At 60.9% G+C, this 15,711-nt stretch carries 17 protein-coding genes; 11 read left to right on the top strand and 6 right to left on the bottom strand.

What is annotated here, in order from left to right; all coding sequences use genetic code 11:
* Nucleotides 1-95 precede the first annotated feature (95 nt).
* From ABH909_RS12540 to ABH909_RS12505, 8 genes are read left to right on the top strand one after another with little or no spacing between them, the layout of a single operon-like run.
* The gene (locus ABH909_RS12540) at nucleotides 96-1,301 is read left to right on the top strand and encodes a PepSY-associated TM helix domain-containing protein (protein WP_429433472.1); all 1,206 of its coding nucleotides are present in this window, start codon (nucleotides 96-98) and stop codon (nucleotides 1,299-1,301) included.
* Nucleotides 1,298-1,840, top strand: coding sequence for a thiamine pyrophosphate-binding protein (locus tag ABH909_RS12535; RefSeq protein WP_429433470.1), 543 nt, complete (start codon nucleotides 1,298-1,300; stop codon nucleotides 1,838-1,840). Before ABH909_RS12540 ends, ABH909_RS12535 begins: the two co-directional genes overlap by 4 nt.
* A complete protein-coding gene (locus tag ABH909_RS12530) occupies nucleotides 1,837-2,157 on the top strand; it encodes a hypothetical protein (protein WP_429433468.1) in 321 nt (106 codons plus the stop codon). Before ABH909_RS12535 ends, ABH909_RS12530 begins: the two co-directional genes overlap by 4 nt.
* Nucleotides 2,154-2,729 carry a DUF6162 family protein gene (locus ABH909_RS12525; protein WP_429433466.1) on the top strand — a complete coding sequence of 192 codons (576 nt, stop codon included), beginning with the start codon at nucleotides 2,154-2,156 and terminating at the stop codon, nucleotides 2,727-2,729. The genes ABH909_RS12530 and ABH909_RS12525 overlap by 4 nt, the downstream gene beginning before the upstream one ends.
* Nucleotides 2,730-2,764: 35 nt before the next feature.
* Nucleotides 2,765-3,694 carry a metal ABC transporter substrate-binding protein gene (locus ABH909_RS12520; RefSeq protein ID WP_429433464.1) on the top strand — a complete coding sequence of 310 codons (930 nt, stop codon included), beginning with the start codon at nucleotides 2,765-2,767 and terminating at the stop codon, nucleotides 3,692-3,694.
* A complete protein-coding gene (locus ABH909_RS12515; protein ID WP_429433462.1) occupies nucleotides 3,691-4,539 on the top strand; it encodes a metal ABC transporter ATP-binding protein in 849 nt (282 codons plus the stop codon). The genes ABH909_RS12520 and ABH909_RS12515 overlap by 4 nt, the downstream gene beginning before the upstream one ends.
* Nucleotides 4,539-5,438, top strand: coding sequence for a metal ABC transporter permease (locus ABH909_RS12510; protein ID WP_218397434.1), 900 nt, complete (start codon nucleotides 4,539-4,541; stop codon nucleotides 5,436-5,438). Before ABH909_RS12515 ends, ABH909_RS12510 begins: the two co-directional genes overlap by 1 nt.
* Entirely contained in the window at nucleotides 5,439-6,410 is a 972-nt protein-coding gene (locus tag ABH909_RS12505; protein ID WP_429433460.1) for a metal ABC transporter substrate-binding protein, read from the top strand.
* Nucleotides 6,411-6,614: 204 nt separating this feature from the next.
* Here ABH909_RS12505 and ABH909_RS12500 read toward each other — a convergent pair whose 3' ends face one another.
* From ABH909_RS12500 to ABH909_RS12480, 5 genes are all read right to left on the bottom strand, one after another.
* Nucleotides 6,615-6,842 (bottom strand): MbtH family protein, encoded by a 228-nt coding sequence (locus ABH909_RS12500; RefSeq protein ID WP_007934245.1) that lies wholly within the window; start codon nucleotides 6,840-6,842, stop codon nucleotides 6,615-6,617.
* An 81-nt stretch (nucleotides 6,843-6,923) separates the two neighbouring features.
* Nucleotides 6,924-8,336 carry an aspartate aminotransferase family protein gene (locus ABH909_RS12495; protein ID WP_429433458.1) on the bottom strand — a complete coding sequence of 471 codons (1,413 nt, stop codon included), beginning with the start codon at nucleotides 8,334-8,336 and terminating at the stop codon, nucleotides 6,924-6,926.
* Nucleotides 8,337-8,479: 143 nt separating this feature from the next.
* On the bottom strand, nucleotides 8,480-8,965 hold the full coding sequence (locus ABH909_RS12490; RefSeq protein WP_429433456.1) for a GNAT family N-acetyltransferase: 486 nt from the start codon (nucleotides 8,963-8,965) through the stop codon (nucleotides 8,480-8,482).
* 207 nt (nucleotides 8,966-9,172) lie between these two features.
* On the bottom strand, nucleotides 9,173-10,498 hold the full coding sequence (locus ABH909_RS12485; RefSeq protein WP_429433454.1) for an ATP-binding protein: 1,326 nt from the start codon (nucleotides 10,496-10,498) through the stop codon (nucleotides 9,173-9,175).
* The gene (locus tag ABH909_RS12480; protein WP_429433452.1) at nucleotides 10,495-11,175 is read right to left on the bottom strand and encodes a response regulator; all 681 of its coding nucleotides are present in this window, start codon (nucleotides 11,173-11,175) and stop codon (nucleotides 10,495-10,497) included. The genes ABH909_RS12485 and ABH909_RS12480 overlap by 4 nt, the downstream gene beginning before the upstream one ends.
* Before the next feature lie 153 nt (nucleotides 11,176-11,328).
* Between ABH909_RS12480 and dsbD the strand changes: the two genes are divergently transcribed.
* From dsbD to dsbG, 3 genes are read left to right on the top strand one after another with little or no spacing between them, the layout of a single operon-like run.
* Entirely contained in the window at nucleotides 11,329-13,062 is a 1,734-nt protein-coding gene (gene dsbD / locus ABH909_RS12475) for a protein-disulfide reductase DsbD (RefSeq protein WP_429433451.1), read from the top strand.
* Nucleotides 13,062-13,928 carry a prolipoprotein diacylglyceryl transferase family protein gene (locus ABH909_RS12470; protein ID WP_429433450.1) on the top strand — a complete coding sequence of 289 codons (867 nt, stop codon included), beginning with the start codon at nucleotides 13,062-13,064 and terminating at the stop codon, nucleotides 13,926-13,928. Before dsbD ends, ABH909_RS12470 begins: the two co-directional genes overlap by 1 nt.
* On the top strand, nucleotides 13,904-14,671 hold the full coding sequence (dsbG, locus tag ABH909_RS12465) for a thiol:disulfide interchange protein DsbG (protein ID WP_429433449.1): 768 nt from the start codon (nucleotides 13,904-13,906) through the stop codon (nucleotides 14,669-14,671). Before ABH909_RS12470 ends, dsbG begins: the two co-directional genes overlap by 25 nt.
* 79 nt (nucleotides 14,672-14,750) lie before the next feature.
* On the opposite strand, the gene ABH909_RS12460 is transcribed toward dsbG, so the two are convergent.
* Nucleotides 14,751-15,575 carry an alpha/beta fold hydrolase gene (locus ABH909_RS12460; RefSeq protein ID WP_429433447.1) on the bottom strand — a complete coding sequence of 275 codons (825 nt, stop codon included), beginning with the start codon at nucleotides 15,573-15,575 and terminating at the stop codon, nucleotides 14,751-14,753.
* Nucleotides 15,576-15,711: the final 136 nt, after the last annotated feature.

Raw genomic sequence — 15,711 nt, 5'->3', positions numbered from 1 at the left:
GTCGCGTAGGCAAAAGCCACGACCGGACTTTTCATGGAGCGCAACGCTGGGAAGCCCACAGCAGCGCTCCTCTCATCGAAACAAGACCTTTAATCATGTCGAAGAAATCCCGCTCAAAACTCTGGTTTCTGGTCCATAGCTGGCTGGCGCTGCCCATCTGGTTTTTTGTATTGATCGTCTGTGTGACCGGCACGCTGGCGGTGGTCAGTCAGGAAATCGTCTGGCTGGCCAACCCGCAAATGCGTGCCAGCGCGCCTTCGGACGATGCGCCGCGGCTCAACTATGACCAGATTGTCGCCGCCATCAAACAGGCCGAACCCCAGACGCTGGTCCAGGGCATTAGTCGCCCCGACGAGTCGCATTTCGCCCTGGACGTGGACGTCACTTACCCGGACGGCCGCTCGGTGACGGTCTATGTGAACCCCTACAGCGGGGTGATTCAGGGCCCCGCTCCACAATTCAACTTCAAGGCATTCACCCGCGCACTGCATGGCTGGTGGCTGGTGCCGTTCACCAATGGCTACAGCTGGGGCTGGTATCTGGTGTCGTTCCTCGCGCTGCCGATGCTGGCGTCGCTGGTGACCGGGCTGGTGGTCTACAAACGGTTCTGGAAAAGCTTCTTCCGACCGACCCTGCGCATTCGCCATGGCGCGCGGATTTTCTGGGGTGACTTTCACCGGCTCAGTGGCATCTGGTCAATCTGGTTCATCGCGGTGATCTCGATCACCGGTGTCTGGTTCCTGATCAAGGCGATTCTGTTCGACAACCAGATTTCGATTACCACGGAACCGGTGGTGTCGGTCGTCTCGCGTGAAAGCGTGCCGTTGACCAGCACCGGCAAGCCGGCCCCGATGATCAGCCTGGAACAGGCGATCAAGGTCGCTCAGGAGCAAATCCCCGGACTTGACGCCAGTTTCGTCACCCTGCCGAGCAACGCTTACAGCCATCTGTCCGTGGGCGGTCGTAGCTGGTATCCGCTGATGTACCAGACGGCCGAGGTCAACCCGTACAACGGCGATATTGCCAGCACGCGGTTGCTGACCGATCGCACCGGCCTGGAGTTCGTGACCGAGTCGATGCGCCCGTTGCACACCGGTGACTTTGGCGGGATCTGGATCAAGCTGATCTGGTTCTTCTTCGGTTTGCTGCTGAGCATGATGGTGCTCAGCGGCTTGCTGATCTGGACCAAACGTACCGCCCTGGCCACCGCCAATGCGTTCAAGCGCAGTAACAAGGCACCGCGCCCGATGTCGAGACCGCAAACGGTCATGAACCAACAGTCTCCGGAGGGCAACCTGTGAGCAAAACGATTACAGCATCGCCGCCTTCCCGGGCGAGCGTGTTTTGGCGCAAATGGCGCTTTCATATCAACATTTTCTTGCTGCTGATCCCTTTGGGCTTCATGCCCAAATACTTTGCCGACGCCTCGTTGTTTCGCGGCGACAGCGGACTGGGGGAGCGGGAGATCGGCGAAATCCAGGTCGGCCCCTGGAGCCTGCAACTGGCCGAACTGCGCAACGAAGCACCTCGATTGACCGGCCCGGCCGGTTACATGAAAGGTTTCAACGCAGCGCTATGCGAGCGCTGCCGCGATCAGGTCAAGGCGACTTACCTGCGCATCGGCAAACCCCGCAGCCTGCGCGCGGCCGGGGCGATTTTCTTCGGTACGCCATACCGCATGGGTGCCATGTTGCCGGTGCCTGATAAGACTAAAACCGACGCCGAACTGTGGATCACCATGGAAGGCTGGGACGGCGCGATGCATCAAGCGTCCATCCCCCTGAGCCAGGCATCCCCGGCCACCCTCGCCTGGTTGAACAAACAAGGAGGTAAACCATGATCAGCGCTTTTCGCCCCGTTCTAATGATGTTCTGCGCCGCCTTCAGCACCAGCACCCTGGCCCATAACCCGATGTGCGAATGCAAGGCCATCGATGCCGAACAGATCCAGTGCACCGGCGGTTTCTCCGACGGCAGCGGCGCACCGGGGGTGACCCTGGACGTGATCGGCTACGACGAAACCATTCTGGTGCCGGGCAAACTCGGCGCCGATTCGACCCTGACGTTCAAGAAGCCCGGCGCCGAGTTCTACGTGCTGTTCGACGCTGGTCCCGGCCATGTCGTCGAGATCGACCAAGCGGACATCCAGGCACCATGACTACACCAACCACACACATCGTCCGCCCGGCGGGCGCCGGCCATGAAACCCTTTATGTATTGCTGTTGTGCCTGGTGATCCTGGCGGTTGCCGGCTCGGTGGTCGCTTGGCGAGGCGAGGCTCAGGAGGTGAGTAGCGTTGGCAGCCATCAGCTGGATGCCCGTCGTGATCTGAGCGCCTCCGAGCAAGGTATCTACGCCGACCTGCGGGTCACGCTGGATGAAATTCATCTGTTGCGTCAGGAACAGCAAGCATTGCCCACACCTTCCACCCTCGCCGATGAAGGCTTTGCGCCGTTTGCCCAGGATGCCAGTTCTGTCAGCCGCGGCAGCCATGCCTGGCAGTTACTGGGCGCGAAGGCCTACTTCGGCCAAAGCCAGGTCCCAACCGTGGCCGGTTCGTTTCTGATGCGCTTGACCGCTGAAGACGACACTGCGCCAGACATCTGGCTCAACCGCGCCAGCACCCTCAACGCCCCGAACGATCTCACCGACGCTGCGCTCAATGGCGCCGGCTGGCAGCAGATCGTCGCGCAATTCGATGCCGGCGTCACCCGCCAGCATCGGCATTGAACCCTCGCCTTCACCCGAGAGAAGACCGCTTTCCCATGCCTAGCTCATCTCAACGTCATTCCTTTATGCGCCTGCTGCTGATCGGCCTGTTTGCCTGTTCGCTGACACCTTTGGCCAGCGCCGACGAAGCCAAGCGCCTGCGCATCGGTATCACCCTGCACCCTTATTACAGTTACGTGGCCAACATCGTCGGTGACAAGGCCGAAGTGGTGCCGTTGATCCCGGCCGGTTTCAACCCCCATGCCTACGAACCCCGAGCCGAAGACATCAAGCGCATCAGCGGGCTGGACGTGGTGGTGCTCAACGGCGTGGGCCATGACGACTTCGCCGACCGCATGATCGCCGCCAGCGAAACCCCGAAGATCAAGGTGATCGAAGCCAACGAGAACGTGCCTCTGCTGGCCGCCACTGGCGTCGCGGCCCGGGGCGCCGGCAAGGTCGTCAACCCGCACACATTCCTGTCGATCAGCGCTTCCATTGCCCAGGTCAACAACATCGCCCGGGAACTGGCCAAGCTTGACCCGAGCAACGCCAAAACCTACACACAGAACGCCCGCGCCTACGGCAAACGCCTGCGGCAGATGCGCGCCGACGCCCTGGCAAAACTGACCCAGGCGCCGAACGCCGAGCTGCGCGTGGCCACGGTCCATGCCGCCTATGACTATTTGCTGCGCGAGTTTGGCCTGGAAGTGACCGCTGTGGTCGAGCCGGCCCACGGCATCGAACCGAGCCCCAGCCAGCTGAAAAAGACCATCGATCAACTGCGGGAACTGGACGTGAAAGTGATCTTCTCGGAGATGGATTTCCCGTCCACTTACGTCGAGACCATTCAGCGTGAATCCGGGGTGAAGCTGTATCCGCTGTCGCATATTTCCTATGGCGACTACACCGCCGAGAAGTACGAAAAAGAAATGACCGGCAACCTCAATACCGTGGTCCGGGCGATTCAGGAGTCCGGTGCATGACGGCTCAAGAAACCATCAGCCCGACCACCCCCGAATCCCCTGTGGGAGCGGGCTTGCTCGCGAAGGCGTCCAGGCAGTCAACATCATCGTTAAATGACACACCGCTTTCGCGAGCAAGCCCGCTCCCACAGGTTTCGGGGCCGACCCTGGATTTTGCCGAAGTGAGCCTCACGCTAGGACGCACGACGATCCTCGACAAGGTGACCTTTGAGGTCCGGCCCGGCAGCGTGCATGCACTGGTCGGCCCTAACGGTGGTGGCAAGAGTTCGCTGATCAAGACCTTGCTGGGGCAAATGCCGCATCAGGGCCGTTTGAGCCTGCAATGGCCTGGCGAACCGGGGACCATCGGCTACGTGCCTCAGGCGCTGGAATTCGATCGCGGTTTACCGATGACCGTCGATGACTTCATGGCCGCCATGTGTCAGCGGCGCCCGGCGTTTCTCGGGTTGAGCAAACACTACGCGGCGGCCATCGGCGAAGCACTGGAACGGGTCGGCATGCAGGACAAACGCAAGCGGCGCATGGGCGCTTTGTCCGGCGGTGAGCGCCAGCGCGTTTTGTTGGCCCAAGGGCTGATTCCGGCGCCGAAGTTGCTGGTGCTCGACGAACCGATGTCGGCCCTCGATGAGGCCGGCATTCAGGTGTTCGAACGGTTGCTGGATGACTGGCGCCAAAGCGGCATCACCGTGCTGTGGATCGAGCATGATCTGGAAGCGGTCAGGCGTCTGGCGGACTGGGTCACCGGGCTCAATCGCCGGGTGCTGTTCGATGCCTCGCCGAAACAGGCGCTGACCCCGGAGCGGCTGCTGACCTTGTTCTCGACCCATCCCCGGAGCGCTGCCTGATGAGTTACGAAGCCTTTCGTTTGATGGTCCAGGGTTGGGCCTCGTCGGGTTACCTGCCGGAAGCGCTGGCCTATGGATTTGTGGTCAATGCACTGCTCGCGGGGCTGTTGATCGGCCCGGTGCTGGGCGGTTTGGGTACGCTGGTGGTGGTCAAACGTTTCGCGTTCTTCTCCGAAGCCGTGGGCCACGCGGCGCTGACCGGTGTGGCCATTGGCATTCTGCTCGGCGAGCCCTACACCGGGCCTTATGGCAGCCTGTTCGGTTACTGCCTGCTGTTCGGCATTTTGCTCAACTACCTGCGTAACCGTACGGGGCTGGCGCCGGATACTTTGATTGGTGTGTTTCTCTCCGTATCGCTGGCGCTTGGTGCGAGCCTGCTGCTGATCCTGGCCGGCAAGATCAACGTGCACATCCTGGAAAACGTGCTGTTCGGTTCAGTGCTGACGGTCAACGGCAATGACCTGCTGGTACTGGCCATCGTCGGCTCGCTGGTGATGGCGCTGGCCCTGCCGCTGTACAACCGCATCATGCTCGCCAGTTTCAATCCGCAGCTGGCGGCGGTACGTGGTGTGGCGGTGAAGACCCTGGATTACCTGTTCGTGATTCTGGTGACCCTGATCACGGTGGCGGCGGTGAAAGTCATCGGGGCGATTCTGGTCGGCGCACTGTTGGTGATTCCTGCGGCGGCCGCGCGATTGCTCAGTCAGTCGTTGAAGGGTTTTTTCTGGTGTTCGGTGCTGATCGCCACGGTCAGCACGCTGTGCGGAATTCTCGCGCCGATTGTCTTTGACCTGCCTGTCCCGTCCGGTGCCGCGATCATTCTGGTGGCCGGAATCGCCTTCGCCCTGGCCGCGATTGCTCGCGGCATCGTTCCAAGTCTGAAAGGGAACCTCGGATAAATGTCTTTTTCTCTGCGTCAATTGACCCTGGCGCTGGCCTTGTGTGGGCCAGCCACGTTCAACGCATCCGCCACCGATACCTTCGAACCGATGCGTCTGGTGGCCAATCACGGTGTCGGTAACACCGCGCTCTTCGCCTCGACTTCAACGCACAAAGTGCTGGTGCTGGCGGCGTTACCTGTGACCTACGGTCTGGGTGCCCTGCTGCTGGAGGGCACCGATGTCAGCCTTGAGCGCGCCGCGCCGGCCAACCTGCCCGGCAGTCGGCAGACCGCTTATTTCACCGGCCGTGGCGCTCAAGCGCTCAATAAGCTGGCGATCGACGCCGATGCGGTCATCGGCCTGCGTTCGCTATGGCCGGATGATCCGCTGTATCCGAACGCTCGTCGCAGCAACATCCGCATCATTGAAATCGACGCCGCCCGCCCGGTGGACGGCGCCCTGCCCGGCATCGCCGTACAGCCTGGCAGCAAGATCGACGGTTTGAACAGTCAGCCGTGGTTGTCCAGCAACAACATGGGCCGCATGGCGGATGTCATGGCGGCAGACCTGGTGCGCCTGGCGCCAGCGGCCAAACCGAAGATAGACGCCAACCTGGCCGCACTCAAACAGCGCCTGCTCAAGCTCAGCGCTGACAGCGAGTCACGCTTGGCCAACGCCGACAACTTGAGTGTGATGAGCCTGAGCGATCATTTCGGCTACCTGATCGGCGGCCTCAACCTGGAGCTGATTGGCCTGGATGCCCGGCCGGATGCCGAGTGGACACCGCAGGCGCTCAAACAACTGGGTGCGATGCTCAAGGACAATGAGGTGGCGGTGGTGTTGCATCATCGCCAGCCGTCGGACGCGGTGAAAGCGGGGATTGCCGAGGCGGGCAGTCTGTTGGTGGTATTGAGTGTCGATGCGGTGGATCCGGTGGCTGAATTGGAAGGGAATGTGGATTTGGTGATTAAAGGGTTGGACGGCGCGTAACGTCAGTTGCACCGTGTAATCGTTCTTCGCGAGCAAGCCCGCTCCCACATTTGATCGGTGGTGATCGCAGATTCTGTGATAGACACAAATCCACTGTGGGAGCGGGCCTGCCCGCGAAGGCGACCTGACAGGCAACACAAACTCCAGACCTGAAAAAGCCCGCTGACCGTCACCGGTTCAGCGGGCTTCTTTTTGCGCGGTGACTCAGTGAGCCACAGCCGCCTGTTCTTCCATTTTCTGGCGCAGGCTCAGTGGACGCATGTCAGTCCAGACCTCTTCGATGTAGGCCAGGCATTCCTTTTTCAGGCCGCTCTTGCCCACGGTGCGCCAGCCTTGTGGCACGGCTTTGTAATCGGGCCAGATCGAGTATTGCTCTTCGTGGTTGACCACGACCTGAAAGAGGATGTCCTCGCGGTCGAATACTGACGTCATGCTGTCTCTCCATCGCTGTAGGGTGGGCTGCACGCCGTGCGCAGCCGTTATGTAGAAGGAACGTTCAAGGCACCAGAAAATTTAAAGGCTGGCGGTGGCTGCGGCCATGGCCCTGCCGAAAATGTCGGCCACCCGATCGATTTCCGTGGCGGTGATCACCAACGGTGGCAGGAAACGCACGACACCGCCGTGACGCCCGCCCAGCTCGAGGATCAATCCGCGTTTGAGGCATTCGCGCTGCACCAACGGCGCCAGACGAGCGAATATCGGTGGATGGCCTTGAGCGTCCGGCGCGCCAGTCGGGTCGACCAGCTCAACGCCCAGCATCAAGCCCCGTCCGCGGATATCGCCCAGTTGCGGGAAATCCCGTTGCAGGATGTGCAGGTGTTCACTCAAACGTTCGCCCATGGCGGCGGCGTGCTCGCACACCTTGTGTTCTGTCAGGTAGCGCATCACCGCAGAGCCTGCGGCCATTGCCATCTGATTACCGCGGAAGGTCCCGGCATGGGCGCCCGGCAGCCAGGTGTCGAGCCAGTCGCGATAGACCACCACCGCCAGCGGCAGGCTGCCGCCGATGGCTTTGGACATCACCACCACGTCGGGAATGATCCCGGCGTGCTCGAAGGCGAACATCTTGCCGGTACGGGCGAAACCGCTCTGGATTTCATCGACGATCAGCGCTACGCCGGCCTTTTCGGTGATGCGTCGCAAGCCGCGCAGCCAGTCGAGATCGGCCGGAATCACCCCGCCCTCGCCCTGTACCGCTTCGACGATCACCGCAGCAGGCAATTGCACGCCGGCCTCTGGATCATTCAGCAGGTTTTCCAGGTAACTCAAGTTGACCTGCACCCCCTGCGCGCCGCCAAGCCCGAACGGGCAACGGTAATCGTAGGGATACGGCATGAACTGCACGCCACTGCTGAGCAACGCACCCAACGGTTTCTTCGGCCCCAGACTGCCCATCAAACTCAACGCGCCCTGGCTCATACCGTGGTAACCGCCCTGGAACGACAAAACCGTGCTGCGTCCGGTGGCGATGCGCACCAGTTTCAGCGCGGCTTCCACGGCGTCGGTGCCGGTGGGGCCACAGAACTGAATCTTCGCTTCAGCGACCAATGCTGGCGGCAACAGACCGAAGAGGTCCTGAACAAACTGATCCTTGACCGGCGTGGTCAGGTCGAGTGTATGCAGCGGCAGTTCATCGGTAAGCACTTGCTGGATCGCTTCGATCACCACCGGGTGGTTGTGTCCCAAAGCCAGAGTCCCCGCACCGGCCAGGCAATCAATGAAACTGCGGCCTTCGACATCCTCGACATAAATGCCCTTGGCTCGCTTGAGTGCCAGGGGAATGCGCCGCGGATAGCTGCGAGCGTTCGACTCCTGCTGGCTTTGACGAGCCAGCAATGGCGATTCGTTGAACTGATAAAGCGCCTCGGCAGGCGTCGGAACGATCCGGGCAGGCTGATCTTCGATAAGGCTGATAGCGACTGACATCTCTCGATCCCTCAATACGCTGTTGATAGTGACCAAAACTGCACACCGGGCAGGTGCGCGTTCCGGTCACGGGGCGCACTTGCAGGTTTTCCTGTTCTGGAAACGCATCAGGACCTCAAGGATTTAGACCCTCGATCAGCTTTCTATGAAGGTGGTGACAGCGCCTTGTGCATCGGAATGGCGTGGAGTCCCGCCACGGTGAAGGCTTCAGCGCAAGCCCGGTAACCCAGGCGCTGGTAAAACGCCTCGCCAGTACGGGTGCTGTTGAGCCGCGCCTGAGGCAAACCCTGAGCGATCAACCAGGTTTCGAGATCCTGCACCAATGCTTGTCCGGCGCCTCGTCGAAACCATTCCGGTTGCACGTAACAAAACGCGACCTTGCCGCTGATCGCCGCCATGGCGACGCCTATGGGTTTGTCTTGCAAGAGGGCGATGTTCAGGTACAAGCGCGAGTCGGCCAGCCAGGGTTGCACGTGTTCGATGGTTTTATTGTGGGTCCAGGTGGCGACGGTTCGCGGATCGTTGCGATGGTCCAGCGCGCAGCCGACGCGAATGGAGCGCTCGACGATGCGGCTGATGATGCCGGCGTCGGCAGGGGTTGCCTTGCAGATGTGTATCGATGCATTCATGGCGCTGTTACCTCAATCCATTGAGTCAAAGCTGCCAGGGACGATAGCGCTGTGGGGGGCCGGATGGCTAATGGAGAGACGTTACATTTGGTGTGCAACACAGAACAAATGTAGGAGCTGCCGAAGGCTGCGATCTTTTGATCTTGCTTCTAAAAGGTCAAAAGATCGCAGCCTTCGGCAGCTCCTACAGGGGTTTTGTGTTGTTGGTTAGACCGGTTGCAGAGGCATGGTCAGCTCAACCCGCAAGCCATCCGGTCGACTGTCAAAATGCAGGGTGCAGCTGCAACGCTGGACGATGGCCTGGACAATCGCCAGGCCGAGGCCGCAACCGGTGCTCTGGCCGTTGCGCCAGAAGCGTTGGGTCAGGTGTTGCAGGTCATCTTCGGCAATCCCCGGGCCGTGGTCGCGGACCAAAAAGTGCACGCGATTGTTGGTGGTTTCCAGGCTCAACTCCACGGCCCCATTTTCTGGGGTGTGGCGCAGGGCGTTGTCGAGCAAGTTGCGCAATGCAGCAATCGACAGCACTGCCGGCATTTGCAGCGGCGCATTGGAGAATGTAGTCGGCAACTGAAACTTGATCCGCTGACGATCACCGCTGGCCGCATCCTGAATCGCCAGTTTCGCCACCTGCTCGGCGCTGCATTGCACGCCATCATCGAACGACAGACTGCCCTCCACGCGTGCCAGCAGCAGCAATTGTTCAAGCGTGCGATGCAGTCGGTCAGCGCCCTCTTCAGCCCGCGCCAGAGACTGATCCCGGGCGCTGCCTTCAGTCATGCGCGCCACTTGCAGATGGGTTTTGATCGCGGTCAGCGGGCTGCGCAATTCATGGGCGGCATCACCGGTCAGGCGCCGCTCGCGCTCGATGGTCTTGCCAATACGCAGGAACAACTGATTCTGGGTTTCCAGCAGCGGTTGCAGCTCGCTGGGCAACGGCTGGATCTGCAACGGTTCCAGGGAATCGGCACTGCGCCGCATCAGCGCATCCCGCATACGATTGAGCGGTGCCAGCCCCTGACCGATGCCGAGCCACAACAGACACAGGCAGCCGAGCAACGCCACGCCGACCGGTACCGAGGCCGCCAGCAGAATGGACATGTTCAGGGCTTCGCGTTCGATTTGCCGATCGGCGGTAGTAATGCGCACATCACCGCGCGCCAAGGTGAAACTGCGCCACGGTGCGCCGTCGATCATTTGATCGTGGAAGCCCATTTTTTCGGCTTCCAGGGTTTGTTCGGGGCTACTGTGGCTGCGGGCCAGAATTTCGCCGCGCAACGAGCTGACCTGACAGGCCATGCCGCCAGGGATACTCAGCTGTTCAGCGCTGAAATGGGTCCCCTCGCCCTTGCTCGGCAACGCCGGCAGTTGCTCCAGCAGCCCGGCCACCATCCGCGCCGACGCCACCAGCCGCTGGTCCAGGGAAAACATCATCTGGTTGCGCAGATCACTGAGCATCCAGGCGGCGGCCAGGGCCCAGATCAGCGCAAACGCGGCGCCGAGGGTCAGGCTCAGGCGCAAACGCAGACTCATCACTTCGATTGCTCTCCGCCATCGGCCGGCCCCAGGCGATAGCCCAGGCCACGCACGGTCTCGACGATGCCGTTGCCGAGTTTTCGCCGCAGGTGATGAATGTGGACGTTAAGGGCATTGCTTTCCAGTTCGTCGTTGAAACCGTAGACGCTGTCCTTCAGTTGCTCGGTGGACAGCACCCGGCCGCGATTGTGCAGCAAGGCTTGCAACAGCGATTGCTCACGGCGCGACAAATCGACGGGTTGGCCGCCGAGCAGGGTTTCGCGGCTGCTCGGGTCGTAGGTCAAACGACCGTGTTCAATCAGGTTGACGCTGCGCCCCGCCACTCGTCGCAACAAGGTGTGCAGACGGGCGGCGAGTTCGCGCAGGTCGAACGGTTTGAGCAAATAGTCGTCGGCACCGGCTTGCAGGCCGTCAACCCGATCGGTGACCGAATCCCGCGCGGTGAGGATCAGCACCGGGATTTCCAGGCCATGCTGACGCAACTGCTGCAACAGCTTGAGGCCATCTTCATCGGGCAGGCCGAGATCGAGCACCATGACGTCGAACTCGGCCACCTTGAGCATCGCCCGGGCTGCCGAGGCAGTGGCGACATGCTCCACGGTCAAGCCTTGGGCAGTGAGCCCGGCAACGATGCCGCTGGCGATTAGCTCATCGTCTTCGCAAACCAGTACGTGCATGGTGAGCCCCGTAGAAAAAAGGTGATTAGGCCGGTAGTCGATTAAGCGGACATTATGCCGCAAGCGCCATTGTCACAAGGCGGGTGTGGTTAATCATCGGTTAATCGTCGCCCGCCACTGTGCACCTCACTTGCACAGGGATAAGGCTTACCCATGCGTCAATTGTTTTTATTGTTTGTTCTGTTGATCGGGGGTGTGGCCCAGGCTGGAACGAATCCGTTCGAGACCCAACCCGAGTTTCTCCCGGTGGAAAAAGCGTTCCTCTTCACCTCCGAACGCCTTGAATCCGGGGAAACCCAGCTCTATTGGCAAATTGCCGACCATTATTACCTGTATCAGAAACGCCTGAAATTCGACGGTCTGGCCCCGGAGCAAGTGCCGGCGCTGCCGCAAGGCGAGCTTCACAGCGACGAATTCTTCGGCGAACAGCAAGTCTACCGCCAGGGCCTGGAACTGAAGATTCCGGCTGGTGCCACGGGCCAGATCAAAGTCGGCTTTCAAGGCTGTGCCGATGCCGGTCTGTGTTATCCGCCGCAGACTCAAATCATCGATCTCGGTGGCCAGGCGACAGCGGCGGCGACGGTCGAAGCGCCGGACCAGGCGCTTGCCAGCGGCCTGCAGCAACGGGCGTTGGGCTGGAGCCTGCTGGTGTTCTTCGGCCTGGGACTGTTGTTGGCGTTCACGCCTTGTTCGTTGCCGATGCTGCCGATTCTGGCGGGGTTGATCGTTGGCAGTGGAGCCACGTCCAAACGCGGTTTCGTCCTGGCGACCAGTTACGTCGCGAGTATGGCGCTGGTGTATGCGGCGATGGGCGTGCTGGCGGCATTGCTCGGTGCGAACCTTCAGGCGTTGCTGCAAAACCCTTGGTTGCTCGGCAGTTTTGCCGCGATCTTTGTGTTGCTGGCCTTGCCGATGTTCGGTTTCTTCGAGCTGCAATTGCCGGTGGCCGTGCGAGATCGGCTGGAACATGTTTCGCGTAATCAGCGCGGTGGAAGCCTGATCGGTGCCGGTGTACTTGGGGCTTTGTCCGGCTTGCTGGTCGGTCCGTGCATGACCGCTCCATTGGCGGGGGCGCTGCTCTACATCGCTCAGAGCGGCAACGCGCTGCACGGCGGGCTGATTCTGTTCGCCATGGGCATTGGCATCGGTGTGCCGCTGTTGTTGCTGGTAACCGTCGGCAATCGCTTCCTGCCCAAACCCGGCGCATGGATGACTCTGCTCAAGGGTGTATTCGGTTTCCTGTTCCTCGCTACGGCGCTGCTGACGCTGCGCCCTGTACTGGATGAATCGCTGTGGCTCGGTTTGTGCGGAGCCTTGCTGCTGGTCGCGGCCTACAGCGCCTGGAAACAGTCTGAAGGCTTCGGTCGCATCGCTCAATTGTTCGGCGCCAGTTCGCTGTTGCTGGGACTGTGGGGTGGCCTGCTGGTGGTCGGTGCGGCGGGTGGCAGTGACGATCCGTATCAGCCGTTGCAGGTGTACAGCGCCGGCCGTAACGACGCCGCCGTGCCCAGCATTCATGATGCCTTCACCACGATCAAGGAACCCGCGGTGCTGCAACGCGAACTCGATGCAGCCAAGGCCCAGGGTCAATGGGTGCTGCTGGACTACTACGCCGACTGGTGTGTGGCGTGCAAAATCATGGAAAAACAGGTCTTCGGCAAAGCGCAGGTCCTGCAAGCACTCAGCGATGTGCGCTTGCTACGGCTGGACGTCACCGCCGACAATGCCGCCAGCCGCGAACTGCTCGGCCGTTATAAAGTGCCGGGGCCGCCAAGCCTGTTGTGGATCGGCCCTGATGGCGATGAGCGCCGCAGCCAGCGCATCACCGGTGAGGTCGATGCCGACACTTTTCTGCAACGCTGGACCATCACCCGAGACGTTCGTTAATGCTGACTTTTACCCTCGGCACCTTTGCCATCGCGCTTAATCACTTGCTGCTGATCAGTGCCTTGGCGCTGGCGACTTTTGTCGGCTGGCGGGTGGCCAAGCGTGGCGGCGAGAACCCGGAGTCGGTGCTGTTCAGCCTGTTCCTGCTGGGTCTGCTAGCGGCCCGGGTCGGTTTCGTGATTGCCTACTGGGCGCAGTATCGCAACGATCCATGGCAAATCATCGACCTGCGCGACGGTGGTTTTCTCGCCTGGCCCGGAGTGGTCGTGCTGTTACTCGCCGCCGTGTATCGAGGCTGGCGTCGCCCGGGCCTGCGCAAGCCGTTGGGCTTTGGCGTGGCCAGTGGTCTGGCATTCTGGCTGCTGGCCACCTTCTCTCTGAATATTTATGAACAAGGCACGCGCCTGCCGCAAATCACCCTGCGCAATGCCGCCGGCCAAACGGTGCAACTCAACGATTACCAAGGCGGTCCGCTGGTCATCAATCTTTGGGCCACTTGGTGCCCGCCGTGCCGCCGGGAAATGCCGGTGCTGGAAAACGCCCAACAACAGCGTCCGGACCTGACCTTTCTGTTCGTCAACCAGGCCGAAAGCATGCAGAGTGTCAGCACCTTCCTCGAAACCCAAGGCCTGAGCCTGACGAACGTGCTGTTCGATGGCAGCGGTCGATTGGGTCAGGCCGTGGGTTCCATGGCATTGCCGACTACGCTGTTCTATAGCCCCGACGGGCACCTGCTCGGCAGTCATTTGGGCGAGCTCTCTGAAGCCAGCCTGGCCCGCGCCCTGGAAAACTTCGACACCCCGAACCCGGCCACCCCGGCCACGCCTTCAAGGAAATTGCCATGCTCCGCCTCCGCCACCTGCTGACGTTAACCCTGGGTGCCGCCCTGCTGCACTTGCCGTCGGTTCAGGCCGAAGAATTGCCTGAAGCGATCAAGAAAATCGAAGCCAAGGGCGCCAAAATCGTCGGCACCTTCGACGCGCCCGACGGCCTGCGCGGTTATGCGGCGCAGTACCAGAACCGCGGCATGGCGCTGTACCTGACCCCGGACGGCAAACATGTATTGCTGGGCAATTTGTACGACGCCGAAGGCAATGACCTGAGCAGTGCGCCCCTGCAGAAACTGGTCTACGCGCCGATGGCCAAGGAAATCTGGGGCAAGATGGAAGCGAGCAACTGGATCGGTGACGGCAACAAGGATGCCCCGCGAATCGTCTATCTGTTCAGCGACCCGAATTGCCCGTACTGCAACCTGTTCTGGGAACAGGCGCGGCCGTGGGTCAAGGCCGGCAAGGTGCAGTTGCGACACATCATGGTCGGCATCATTCGCGAAGACAGCCCGGGCAAGTCCGCCGCGCTGCTGGCTGCCAAGGATCCGCAGAAAGCGTTGGCCGACCACGAGAAATCCGGCAAGGATAGCTCGCTCAAGGCCCTGAAAGATGTGCCGCCGGCGATTCAGGCGAAACTCGCCGCGAACATGCAGTTGATGGAAGAGCTGGAACTGGCCGCCACCCCGGCAATTTTCTACATGGACGACAAGGGCCAGCTGCAACAACAGCAAGGCGCGCCGTCGCCGGAGAAACTGGTGAAGATTCTGGGACCCAAGTAGCAAGATCAAAAGATCGCAGCCTTCGGCAGCTCCTACATGAGACCGGTGTAGGAGCTGCCGAAGGCTGCGATCTTTTTAATCAAGCGCTACGCGGATTTCTCTCGGCCAGAAACTTCAGCAGCACCTCGGTGACAAATGCCGGATTCTCCAGATTAGAGATATGCCCCGCCTCCGGCACCAGCACAAACGGGCATCCGATCAACTCAGCCATTTCTTTGGTTTCCGACGGCGGTCGCGGTTTGTCCTGCTCGCCGCACATCAACAGCGTGGTTTCAGGGTTCAGTTCACCCAGGCGCGGCAACAGATCATCACGACCAAAGGTAATCCGCCCCATCGGCACGATGCTTTCACGCAAGCGGTCGGCTGGCAGCGCAGCCAGTTTCGCGCGGAAATCCTGATACAGCGCCGATTGCGGATCGATGCCCGGACGGAAGAAGATCGGCACCACGATGTCGAGCAGCTGTGGCGAGATCTTCCCGCTGTCTTCAATCTGTTTGAACAACGAGAAATAGTATTGGCGGGTCGGTTCCGGTTCGACGCCGACGTAGGTGTCCATCAGCACCAGACCGTTGAGCCGCTGCGGTGCGGACAGCGCCAGTCGAACGCCCCACATGCCACCCACCGAAAGACCGACCAGCGTGACGCGATCGATGTCCAGATGATCGAGCAAGGCCAATGCCTGGCGGGCTACGTCATCCAGCGACTTTGTGCATTCGGGCATCCGCCCGGATTGGCCATGGCCCCACAGGTCCAGGGCGATGACCCGATAGTGCTGCGACAGCGCCGTAATCTGCGGTGCCCACATGGCCTGGTCCCACAGGTAACTGCCGGCCAACAAAACCGCAGGGCCTGTGCCTTGATCAATGTAGTGAAGCGCTTGTCCATCAACCGTTACGAAAGGCATCGACTGTCTCCCTGGTGAAATCGGATCCATTAAAAAAAGCACAGGAAGACTGAGCCGCGTGGACTCGACAGTCAACCCGATTGAAGATCAAAAGATCGCAGGCTTCGCCAGCTCCTACAGGGGCTCGGCGTACATA

Origin of the sequence: Pseudomonas sp. BS3782 TE3695, assembly GCF_050435305.1 — a bacterium.
Lineage (GTDB): Bacteria > Pseudomonadota > Gammaproteobacteria > Pseudomonadales > Pseudomonadaceae > Aquipseudomonas.
Note: the sequence above shows the minus strand (reverse complement) of the source record. Positions and strands in the feature narration are given on the sequence as shown.

Bases quoted from the DNA above. Each gene is read 5' to 3' on its own strand.
- dsbD (WP_429433451.1), top strand. From the start codon at position 11,329: ATGCGTCAATTGTTTTTATTGTTTGTTCTGTTGATCGGGGGTGTGGCC.
- ABH909_RS12530 (WP_429433468.1), top strand. From the start codon at position 1,837: ATGATCAGCGCTTTTCGCCCCGTTCTAATGATGTTCTGCGCCGCCTTC.
- ABH909_RS12505 (WP_429433460.1), top strand. From the start codon at position 5,439: ATGTCTTTTTCTCTGCGTCAATTGACCCTGGCGCTGGCCTTGTGTGGG.
- ABH909_RS12470 (WP_429433450.1), top strand. From the start codon at position 13,062: ATGCTGACTTTTACCCTCGGCACCTTTGCCATCGCGCTTAATCACTTG.
- ABH909_RS12515 (WP_429433462.1), top strand. From the start codon at position 3,691: ATGACGGCTCAAGAAACCATCAGCCCGACCACCCCCGAATCCCCTGTG.
- ABH909_RS12480 (WP_429433452.1), bottom strand. From the start codon at position 11,175: ATGCACGTACTGGTTTGCGAAGACGATGAGCTAATCGCCAGCGGCATC.
- ABH909_RS12495 (WP_429433458.1), bottom strand. From the start codon at position 8,336: ATGTCAGTCGCTATCAGCCTTATCGAAGATCAGCCTGCCCGGATCGTT.
- ABH909_RS12500 (WP_007934245.1), bottom strand. From the start codon at position 6,842: ATGACGTCAGTATTCGACCGCGAGGACATCCTCTTTCAGGTCGTGGTC.
- dsbG (WP_429433449.1), top strand. From the start codon at position 13,904: ATGCTCCGCCTCCGCCACCTGCTGACGTTAACCCTGGGTGCCGCCCTG.
- ABH909_RS12490 (WP_429433456.1), bottom strand. From the start codon at position 8,965: ATGAATGCATCGATACACATCTGCAAGGCAACCCCTGCCGACGCCGGC.
- ABH909_RS12460 (WP_429433447.1), bottom strand. From the start codon at position 15,575: ATGCCTTTCGTAACGGTTGATGGACAAGCGCTTCACTACATTGATCAA.
- ABH909_RS12525 (WP_429433466.1), top strand. From the start codon at position 2,154: ATGACTACACCAACCACACACATCGTCCGCCCGGCGGGCGCCGGCCAT.
- ABH909_RS12540 (WP_429433472.1), top strand. From the start codon at position 96: ATGTCGAAGAAATCCCGCTCAAAACTCTGGTTTCTGGTCCATAGCTGG.
- ABH909_RS12510 (WP_218397434.1), top strand. From the start codon at position 4,539: ATGAGTTACGAAGCCTTTCGTTTGATGGTCCAGGGTTGGGCCTCGTCG.
- ABH909_RS12520 (WP_429433464.1), top strand. From the start codon at position 2,765: ATGCCTAGCTCATCTCAACGTCATTCCTTTATGCGCCTGCTGCTGATC.